Annotated in this window: 8 protein-coding genes and 1 pseudogene; 6 read left to right on the plus strand and 3 right to left on the minus strand. The window is 68.7% G+C overall.

The window, feature by feature from the left end:
- Window positions 1–1,467: hypothetical protein (locus tag ACFYR3_RS45200; RefSeq protein WP_389288213.1), on the minus strand; the 1,467-nt coding region annotated here is incomplete at its 3' end.
- A gap of 314 nt (window positions 1,468–1,781) precedes the next feature.
- Between ACFYR3_RS45200 and ACFYR3_RS45205 the strand changes: the two genes are divergently transcribed.
- From ACFYR3_RS45205 to ACFYR3_RS45225, 5 genes are all read left to right on the plus strand, one after another.
- Window positions 1,782–2,357, plus strand: coding sequence for a dTDP-4-dehydrorhamnose 3,5-epimerase family protein (locus ACFYR3_RS45205; protein ID WP_389288226.1), 576 nt, complete (start codon window positions 1,782–1,784; stop codon window positions 2,355–2,357).
- 71 nt (window positions 2,358–2,428) lie between these two features.
- Entirely contained in the window at window positions 2,429–3,406 is a 978-nt protein-coding gene (gene rfbB / locus ACFYR3_RS45210) for a dTDP-glucose 4,6-dehydratase (RefSeq protein WP_389288215.1), read from the plus strand.
- Window positions 3,407–3,438: 32 nt separating this feature from the next.
- Window positions 3,439–4,431 carry an ATP-grasp domain-containing protein gene (locus ACFYR3_RS45215; protein WP_389288217.1) on the plus strand — a complete coding sequence of 331 codons (993 nt, stop codon included), beginning with the start codon at window positions 3,439–3,441 and terminating at the stop codon, window positions 4,429–4,431.
- Between the two features lie 43 nt (window positions 4,432–4,474).
- The gene (locus ACFYR3_RS45220; protein ID WP_389288219.1) at window positions 4,475–5,611 is read left to right on the plus strand and encodes a DegT/DnrJ/EryC1/StrS family aminotransferase; all 1,137 of its coding nucleotides are present in this window, start codon (window positions 4,475–4,477) and stop codon (window positions 5,609–5,611) included.
- A 59-nt stretch (window positions 5,612–5,670) separates the two neighbouring features.
- Window positions 5,671–6,165 carry a low molecular weight phosphotyrosine protein phosphatase gene (locus tag ACFYR3_RS45225; protein ID WP_389288220.1) on the plus strand — a complete coding sequence of 165 codons (495 nt, stop codon included), beginning with the start codon at window positions 5,671–5,673 and terminating at the stop codon, window positions 6,163–6,165.
- An 8-nt stretch (window positions 6,166–6,173) separates the two neighbouring features.
- Here the strand turns inward: ACFYR3_RS45225 and ACFYR3_RS45230 are convergent, their stop codons facing one another.
- Window positions 6,174–7,364 carry a glycosyltransferase gene (locus ACFYR3_RS45230; RefSeq protein WP_389288222.1) on the minus strand — a complete coding sequence of 397 codons (1,191 nt, stop codon included), beginning with the start codon at window positions 7,362–7,364 and terminating at the stop codon, window positions 6,174–6,176.
- Between the two features lie 422 nt (window positions 7,365–7,786).
- Here ACFYR3_RS45230 and ACFYR3_RS45235 point away from each other — a divergent pair, with 422 nt between their 5' ends.
- The gene (locus ACFYR3_RS45235; RefSeq protein ID WP_389288224.1) at window positions 7,787–9,052 is read left to right on the plus strand and encodes an IS701 family transposase; all 1,266 of its coding nucleotides are present in this window, start codon (window positions 7,787–7,789) and stop codon (window positions 9,050–9,052) included.
- 140 nt (window positions 9,053–9,192) lie between these two features.
- Here ACFYR3_RS45235 and ACFYR3_RS45240 read toward each other — a convergent pair.
- Window positions 9,193–9,976: pseudogene (locus tag ACFYR3_RS45240) on the minus strand (IS5 family transposase).
- Window positions 9,977–10,137 lie beyond the last annotated feature (161 nt).

Genomic DNA, 10,137 nt, shown 5'->3' on the forward strand with positions numbered 1-10,137 from the left:
GGGGAGATAACTGGCCGCCGTTGGGGAGATCTCGCAGGCCGCCAGTGGGGCGAAACCCTGGCCGCCTACGGGGAGCACTTCAAGGCCATTGACAGTGAGCTCAGTCCGTGTCCTGTGGATGAACTCGGAGACGGCCTGGTTCTCCTTCCATGGTTCCAGGGACGCGGTGAAGTCGCGGAGGTACCCGTGGGCTCGCGGCGAGGACACGGTGCGTAGGACGTCCAGGGCCCGGGAGCCGACGGCGAGGCTCTGGTCGAGGTCATCGGCCTGGAGGTGGCTGCTGGCGAGCACGGACAGGCGAATGCCGACGGCCCGGGTGAACCGGTCGCAGGGCATGGCGTCGGCCTGGTCGTTCCAGGTGAATGCCGCTTGCGGGTTCTTCAGGTCGCGGTAGATCTCGGTCGCGTCCGCCGCGAGGCGTGCGTGCGTGAAATACGACAGCCACTCCGGGTCGTGCGACTCGGGGCGGATCGAGCCCAGCAGGTTCTCGGAGCGGGCCAGCGCGGCACCTGCCGCCTTCGCGTCGTGCGCGCGTCCGTGCGCACGGGCTTCGATCAGCTTCGCGAAGGCCAGGACCCGCGGGGCGGCAACGTTCCTGGCGCGCTCGTAGGCTCCTTCGGCCATGTCCGCGGCCTGCTGCGGGTAGCCGCGCAGCAGGGTCTGCAGCGCCATCGTGGTCAGCACGTAGCACCCGACCTGTACGTCTGCGGCCGCCCGGGCGAGGCGCAGCGCCTGGACGAAGTGGCGCTGCGCCGCCTCGTGCTGGCCGATGTCGAATGCGGACCAGGCCACGACGCGGGACAGTTCGGCGGTGGCGGAGAACAGTTCCTTGCCGATGGCCTGCGAGTAGGTGCCGGACAGCAGGGGCGCCGCACGTAGGCGCAGGCATTCGGTGACGGAGCTGGTCTTCCAGTTCCCCCCGCCGTATTTCGAGTCCCAGAGCCGGGCTTCGTCGGCGGCCTGCCACAGCTCGTCCAGGTCTGCGCGCCCGACCTGGCGGCCGCCCTGGTGGACGGTGGCGGTGTCGGCGGGCTGGGTCAGCCAGCGGGTGACGGGGGTCGTGAAGGCAGAGACGGCGAATCCGTTGCGGACGAATTTTCGGCGGTCCACGGTTCTCCAGTAGGTCGCGGCGACGCGGATGGCATCGGAGGGGTCGCGAGGGAAATCCAACCCCATGTCGCCTTCGCCGCGTTGACGGTCGAACATGCCGATTTCCTCGGCCGTGACGGTCCGTCCGAGACGTTCGCCCAGCGCAGCGGCCAGATAGCGCGGAACGGGATCGCGGGGGACCATTCCCAAGTTCACCCAATTGGCGACGCTGGTGTGCGCGTACTTCGTCTCCCGCCCGGCCTCCCGAGCGATCCGGTTGACCTGGTGAGCGAGAGATTTGTGACTGGCGCCGGCTGCCTGGATGAGACGCGCCAGCTCCTCGTTGCGGACCCGGGTGCGGCGCTGTGTGCCTGCCAACTCGGCCCCCATCAGTTCGGGCCCCGCGGCCCCGTTGCCGTGGGGTGGCCCGAGCGTAGGCCCGGACCGGGCCGCGGAAAACCCTCGGATTGTCATGTGATCTGTTAGCCCCCTTTGTGTGCCTCCCCCGCAGGCGCGAGAGCCGATTCCCTGGGAATGTGCCGCCCGGTCTCCGGACCCGTGACCGGAGCGCCGGGCGGCGCTCGACAACGTCCCGCAGGACCGTGCCCCACGTCTGCGGACCGCCGAGCGCCGTGATTCCGCGCCGAGCCGCGGAGTCACGGCAAGGAGGGCTGATGACGACCCCACCGGATCTGCGTCCGCTGGCTGTTCCAGGAGCATGGAAGTACGAGCCGGTCACCCATCACGACAACCGCGGCTCGTTCACCGAGTGGTTCAGAGACGATGCGCTGCGAGCGGCGACCGGCCGAAGTCTGCGCCTGATGCAGGCGAACGTTTCTGTCTCACGGCGCGGCGCGTTGCGCGGCATTGCCTTCACGGACGTACCGCCCGGCCAGGCCAAGGGCGTCACGTGCGTGTCCGGAGCCGTTCTGGACGTGGTGGTGGACCTCAGGCAGGGCTCTCCCACCTTCGCAACGTGGCACATGGAGCGGCTGGACGAGGACAACCACACCACGCTCGTCCTCTCCGAGGGCCTGGCCCACGCCTTCCTCTCCCTTGAGGACGGCTCGGCTGTCGTCTACCTGCTGTCCGAAGGCCACGACCCGGCACGCGAGCACTGTGTGCATCCGCGGGACCCCGACGTCGGCATCCGGTGGCCGGCCGGCATCGCCCCCGTCCTCTCGGCGAAGGACGCCGCAGCACCCAGCCTTCGCCAAGCAATGGCTGCCGGTGTTCTCCCGCAGTACGCGGCCTGCGCCGGCGTCTGACCGTTCTCCCCGCACGCCGCGCGTACTGCGCTCAGCCGTCACATCACCCGACTCGCAGATAGGCCAGACACATGGAAAAGGTCCTTGTCACGGGCGGCGCCGGTTTCATCGGCTCGCACTTCACCCGGCGGCTCCTGCAGGACGACAGCATCGCCAAAGTGACCGTCCTTGACGCCCTCACCTACGCGGGGAACCGCAAGAACCTGCAGACTGCGCTGTCCTGCCCGAAGTTCACCTTCGTCCCCGGCAACATCCTCGACCGGGAGCTCACGCTCCAGCTCATGAGCGAGCACGACGCGGTGGTCCACTTCGCGGCCGAGTCGCACGTAGACCGGTCCCTGGCCGACGCGGGCAACTTCGTCTCGACGAACGTGCTCGGCACCCAGACGTTGCTCGACTGCGCATGGCGGACCGGGATCCGCAAATTCGTCCACGCCTCGACGGACGAGGTATACGGATCGCTGCCGTCAGGCTCCGCCATGGAGTACGACCAACTGCGGCCGACCGTGCCGTACTCCGCGTCGAAAGCGGCCAGCGACATGATCGCGACTGCCTACTTCCACAGCTACGGCGTCCCGGTGTGCGTCACCCGGTCCAGCAACAACTACGGGCCCTGCCAGTACCCCGAGAAGATCATCCCGAGGTTCGTCACCCGCCTCCTGCAGGGGAAGCCGGTCACCGTGCACGGCCACGGCGAGCACGTGCGCAACTGGCTTCACGTGGAGGACAACTGCCAGGGCATTGAAACGGTGCTCCGCAAGGGCATCCCGGGAGAGGTCTACAACCTCGGCGGCGGCACGGACCTGACGACGAACGAACTCACCACACTCCTGGTCCGCGAAACCGGAGCCAGCACCGACGCCATCACCTACGTGCCGGACCGCACGGCCAACGACATCCGCTACTCGATCAACTGGAAGAAGGCCGAGGCACTCGGTTTCCGCCCGCAGCGCGACTTCCAGGAGGGCCTCGCCGAGACCGTCGAGTGGTACCGGCAACACCCCGACTGGTGGCGCCTCCCCACCGCAGCCGGTCCCGCCGCCGCGTAGCGCCCACCCGCCTCCGAACGAGAGGACGCATCATGCAGGAGAGCACGACCCCCCGGCGGATCCTGGTCACCGGAGTCGGAGGGGCCCCCGGGCTGGATCTGGCCATGGAACTGCTCAAGCTCGGCCACGAGGTCATCGGCACCGATTCGAACCCACTCGCCCCGGGGCTCCTGACCCCCGGGATCACCGCGCGCACCGTCGCCCGGGCCGACAGCCCCAACTACGCCAGGGATCTCCGCCAGTTGTGCGCAGACTTGCGTGTCGAGGGGCTTGTGTCGACGGTCGAGCACGAGTTGCCCCCGCTCATCGCGATGCAGGAGGAGCTGACGGGCCTCGGGGTGAGCACACTGCTCCCGCCGCCGGCCGCGGTCAAGGCCTCGATCGACAAAGCGGTCTTCGACCAGGTGGTCAGGAAGCACCGCATCCCCACTCCGGCGACGTACCTGCCCCACGAGATCGACCATGTCCCCGACGGCTGCCGGCTCGTCGTCAAACCGCGTCGCGGGCAGGGCTCGATAGACCTGTACTTCTGCTCCACCACAGCGCAGGCGAGAATCCTGTGCGAACTGGTCACCGACCCCATCGTGCAGGAAAGGGTCGAAGGCCAGGAGTTCTCCGCGGACTGCCTCGTAGACCGCAAGGGCCGGGCCTCAGTGGTCCTGCGCAAGCGGCTCATGGTCCACGGCGGACTGTCGCTGGTCGCGGCCACCTTCCACGACGACGAGGCCACGGCACGGGTCAAGGACGTCCTGGCCGCCGTGGGGGCCGTAGGGCCCGCCGACGTGCAGGGCTTCATCACCCAGGACGGCTCCGACCGCATCGTCATGACAGAGATCAACTTGCGGTTCGCCGCCGGGTTCCTCCTGAGCGAAGCAGCTGGCGCCGACATGGTCAGGCAGAGCGTGAACGCCCTGTTCCACGGCGACGTCGACCACGACAGCCTCGAGTACGAGCCGGACGTCTACCTGACGAAGTACGTCGCGGTGCTCTCCACCGAGGCCCGCCCCGTCCCCGAACGTTGCTGAACGTGCCGTCATCCCGCCAGCCATCAAAGAGGGAAAGGCAGAGATGCAGACGACTACCCTTCCGGCCGGGGTCGGCCAAAACGCGAGTCCCTTCCTGCACGGCGGTGAGGCGGCGGCGATAGCAGCAGTGCTGGCCGCCGGCCAGTACGGGCACGGTCCGCTGACCGAGCGGTTCGAGCAGTCCATCGCCCATTACCTCGGGGTCGAGGATGTGGTTGCGGTGTCCTCGGGGACCACGGCGCTGGTCATCGGCCTGCAGGCCGCCGGGATCGGTCCGGGAGACGAGGTGATCGTCCCCTCGCTCACCTTCTGCGCGAGTGTCCAGGCGATTGTGGCCGTCGGCGCCGTACCCCGGTTCATCGACGTCGACCCGGCCACGCTGTGCGTGACGAGCGACGGCGTTCTGGGCGCGCTCAGCCCGGACACACGCGCCGTGATGCCCGTGCTGTACGGCGGCAGGGCCGTCGGCCTGGACAGCATCCGGGACGTCCTCGACGCGCGGGGCATCCTTCTCATCGAGGACGCCGCTCATGCCTTCGGCTCTCGCACCAAAGGCAGGATGGTCGGCAGCACCGGGGCGCTGACGTGCTTCTCCTTCGACCCCATCAAGAACCTGACGACGGGCCAGGGCGGCGCCATCGTGCCGCGCAGCCCCGAGGAAGCACGCCGGGCCCGGAGCCTGCGTCTGTTCGGGCTCGCGCAGTCGAGGGAAGAGCGTGCCTCGATCACGTCGTACGCGGTCGAGGGCCCGGGACTGAGGAGCGAACTGTCCCAGATCAACGCCGCGTTCGGCCTGGTCCAGCTCAAACACTTCTCCACCGTCGCGGCCAAGCGCACCCACCTGTGGCGTACATATCGGGAGGCGCTGAGCGAGCTGGACGCCGCCCTTCTCGTCGACGTCGACGTGGACCGCAGCGTGCCGTTCAACTGCGTCGTGCGCATCAGTGCCGACCAGCGCGACACCGTGTTCGAGGTCATGCGCGGCCAGGGCATCGGGGTGGGCGTGCACTACCCGCCGAACCACTCACAGCCCGCATTCGCCACCTGGCACCGCCCGCTGGCCGTCACCGACGAGATCGGCCGGCAGATTCTCAGCCTGCCGTTCCACCCGGCGCTGAGCGACGAGGCCGCCCACTTCGCCGTAGCAGCGCTCAGCCGGGCACTTCGCGCGACGTCGTAACGGGTGCCCACGCCGTGGGCCACCAACGCACCGGCCACCGACCAGACCGGAGAGACACCATGACCGACCAAACAAGCACCGCGCCTTCCACGGACTGCCACGCGCGGGACGATGGCACCGGCCGGTTCCCTCGCCGGCGCCGCATCCTCGTCGTGTGCGTGGGCAACCACAACCGATCCCCGATAGCAGCAGCCGTCCTCGCCCAGCTCGGCGGCGACAAGGTCGAGATCCGCTCGGCCGGCCTGCGCGAGAAGCACGTCGGCAAGGGCGCCCACACGAACATGATCAGGGCGGCCGCCGAGTCCGGCTACGACATCGAGGACCACCGCGCCGTCAAGGTCAACCACCGGATGCTGCAGTGGGCCGACACCGTGCTGGCGATGGACCGTTCCGTCCTGCGCGAGCTCCACGAACTGGCCGACGAGACGAGCGGACCAAAGCTGCGGCTGTACCTCGACGGCAAGGACGTGCACGACCCCTGGCAGGACGCCTACCCGGCATTCACCGCATGCGTGAAGACCATCGTGGACGGCGCCTGCCCGCATCTGCCGTAGAGGTACTGCTACTCGCCGGTGACGACGGACAACAGGACATCCACCAGCCGATCGGCGGCATCGGGCCGCCCGTGCGACCGGGCGCGGGCCGCAATGTCGGCGCGACGGACAGGATCAGCCAGCAGGGGCGCAACCGCCTCACGCAGGGTATCGGGCTTCGCCGTGCCGAGCAGAGCGACCGCCGCACCGGAGTCCTGCAGGTGGCGGGCATTGTGCTCCTGCTCGTTGCCGGCCGAGGTCGCGAGCGGGACCAGCACGGCCGCCTTCCCCAGCGCGGTCAGCTCCGCAATCGTGCCCGCACCACTGCGGGAGATCACCACATCCGCGAGGGCTAGGACATCGGGCAGCTCCGGGCCGACGAAGCCCATCACCGTGTACCGTTCCGACAGCTCACGGGGCAATGCCGCCGCCTGATCCCGCAGTCCGGTCTCGTGAGCGGGCCCGCACTGGTGGATCACATTGGCCCGGGACAGCAGCCAGGGCAGGCTCTCGCCCACCAGCCGGTTGATCTGCTGCGATCCCTGCGCACCGCCTGTCACGTACACAGTCGGACGGGCGCGGTCGAACCGGCCCAGCCCAAGGGCCTCGACGGCCTTGTCCGCGTGACCGGACAGCACCTCAGGACGCACCGGATTCCCGGTGACGACCGCAGACGCCCGGGAGTCCTCCGGCAGGTACTGAAGCGAGGACGCCGACGACACGGCGAACCGCGTTGCGGCACGGGCGAGCGCCCGGTTGGCCAAGCCGAGCCGCACAGTCTGCTCGTGCACGACGAGCGGACGGCGGCACATACGGGCGGCCACGCCCACCGGCACCGCCACGTACCCGCCGGTGGCCAGCACGACATCCGGACAGGCATCGGAGACGATCGAACGCGCCTGCGCCACACCGAGCGGCACCCGACCCATGTCCCGCACATTGGCGGGCGACACAAGCTTCAACGGGTTACTGCTGCGCCGTACCTTGCCAGTGGCCACCGTGACGAACGGGATGTGCTCGGCGGCAGCAACCCGGGCTTCCAGGCCCTCAGCAGTTCCAACCCACAGAACATCCAGGGCTCTGCCGACAGCACCGAGCCTGGCCTGCAGGGTCCGCACCGCCGTAAGCGCCGGATAGGTGTGCCCGCCCGTGCCACCGCCCGTGACGACAAGTCGGAAAGCTCGCGACGGAAGTCGGCTGACGGCATCGTCACTGCTCAAAGGAAAGGCTCCCAATCTGGCGACGCCGGGAGGTCAGCCCGGGTCCGCGGTAGCACAACAATGCGGACGATAGCAGGCATGGGAACGCCGATTCGGCGCCAAAAGAATGCAGGGCGGCCGGGAGGCTGCGATCTAGAGTTTGCCGCCTACGAGTTCGATGAGGAGTTCGGTGTCCCGCAGAGTGTGGCGGCGTGGCGCTCGTCGGTGCGGCGACGGGTCCGCCCCGGGTTCCGAAACTTCACGCCAAGATCTCAACGCCAGCCGGAGTGCCGAAACCCTCCAGGCCCGGCCCCTGACGCCCACCGGGCTCGAAGAACCGCTGCCCCGCCAAACGCTACGACGTGGGTCTACTCCTAGTAGTGCCTGGTCAGGTCGGTTGTGGTGGTGCGTGTCCTTCGGGCGGGGTGCGGCGTTGAGGGTGTGTGACTCCGGACGAGATTGCTGTGGTGCGTGGTGAGTTGGAGGCGTTCGCGGCGGAGGTGTTCGAGCCGTTTGCGCGCAAGGATCAGCGCCGGTGGGGGCAGGTCTATCTGCGAGGGCTGCTGACCGACGGCAAGCGTAAATCGGTCGAGCCGATGGCCGCCCGCCTGGGTGAGGACGGGAACCGGCAGGCACTGGCCAACTTCATCACCACCAGCCCGTGGGATGCGGCCCATATCCGGGCCCAGCTGGCCTGGCGGATGGAGGCGGCGATCGGGCCGGACGCCCTGGTCTTCGACGACACCGGGTTCCTGAAGGACGGAACCGCGTCGGCGTGTGTGTCGCGGCAGTACACCGGCACCGCGGGCAAGGTCACCAACTGCCAGGTCGGCGTCTCACTCCACCTCGCCTCCGACCGTGCTTCCACGGCCGTCAACTGGCGGCTGTTCCTGCCCCCGGCCTGGGATCCCGCCTCGCCGAAGGCCGATCCGGACAAGGTCGCCCGCCGCAGCGCCTGCGGCATCCCGGACGATGTCGGGCACGTGGAGAAGTGGCAGCTGGCCCTGGACATGCTCGACGAGACCCGTTCCTGGGGACTGGAGGTGCCGCTGGCCGTCGCGGACGCCGGCTACGGCGATGCCGCCGCGTTCCGGCACGGACTGCAGACCCGCGGCCTGAACTACGTGGTGGGGATCTCCAGCACCTTGTCGGCCCAGAGCGCCGACGCGGTCCCGGTGACCGAGCCCTACTCGGGGACCGGACGCCCACCGGTGGCGAAGTATCCCGACCAGCCCCGCTCGGTGAAGGAACTGGTCATCGCGGCGGGCCGCAAGGCAGCCCGGCCGGTGCAGTGGCGCCAGGGCTCCCGGCCCGGCACCGGCCGCTCGGGCGTGAAGCGGATGTACTCCCGCTTCGTGGCCCTGCGCGTCCGGCCCGCCGGACGCGAGGTCCGCCAGAACACCGACGGCCCGGAGCTGCCCGTGTGCTGGCTGCTGGCCGAATGGCCGGCCGGTGAGAGCGAGCCGGTGCAGTTCTGGCTGTCGGATCTGCCCTCCGGCATGCCGCTGACCACCCTGGTCCGCCTCGCCAAGCTCCGCTGGCGCATCGAGCACGACTACCGGGAGATGAAACAGGCCCTGGGACTGGCCCACTTCGAGGGCCGGACCTTCAACGGCTGGCACCACCACGTCACCCTCGTCTCCGTCGCACACGCCTTCTGCACCCTGCAACGACTGGCCCGCACCCCAAAAGATCTGGCGTCGGCCTGAGCCTCTACCAAGTCGTCCGCGAGCTGCAGACCCTCCTCGCCCTGTGGACCGGCGCCTGCCCCACCTGCCACCACGCCATACCCACACCCATACCGACCTGACCAGGCACTACTAGTCACCGGCGCACTTTAGGCGCCATTTCATTTGGCGATGCGTCGGTGGCATATGAGGGTTGCCGCGATGGCGGTGAAGGCGAGGAAGTGTTCGGGCTTACGCTCATAGCGGCGGTGAAGACGTCGGCATCCTGAAGCCAGGAAACGGTGCGTTCGACGACCCAGCGATGTCGGCCCAGCCGCCGGGAAGACTCAACACCCTTGCGGGCGAGGCGATGCCTGATCCCGCGGGCGGCGAGCCATCGTCGCAGGTGACGGTAGTCGTAGCCCTTGTCTCCGTGGAGTTTGGCGGGCTTGCGGCGCCGGCGGCCGCGGCGAGACCGAACGGGCGGGATGCCTTGCACCAGAGGAATCAAGGCCTGGCTGTCGTGAAGGTTGGCTGCCGAAATGCCGATCGACAGGGGCAGGCCGTTCCGGTCGACGATCAGGTGGATTTTCGATCCGCTCTTGCCACGGTCGGTCGGATTCGGTCCCGTCAGCAGCCCCCTTTGAGTGCACGGACGCTGACGGAGTCGATCGCGCACCGCGACCAGTCCAGCTCGCCGCGCGAGCCGAGCTCGTCCAGGACCAGACGGTGCAGTTTGGCCCACACCCTGGCCTCGGACCACTCGGTGAACCGGCGGAACGCGGTCACCCCCGACAGGCCGAAGCCCGGCGGCAGTTGGTTCCACGTGCATCCCGACGTGGCCACGAAGATGATCGCGGCCAGAACCTCCCGGTCCCCGCGCCGACGTCTGCCACCACCCTGCGGGCGTTCGGGCGCCGGTGGCACCACCCGCTCGAACAGCTCCCACAAACCGTCCGGCACCATCCGCTCAACAAGCGAAGCAGTCACCACCCCAGACTGCCGCAAGATCACGCCAAACGAAATGGCGTCTTAGAGGTCATCTCATTTGGGGTGTTCGGTAGGCTTCCGGTGTGGGGATTGTTGAGCGGCTGGTGCCGGATGAGTTGTGGGAGTTGTTCCAGCGG

The organism is Streptomyces sp. NPDC005784 (genome assembly GCF_042871525.1).
GTDB lineage: Bacteria > Actinomycetota > Actinomycetes > Streptomycetales > Streptomycetaceae > Streptomyces.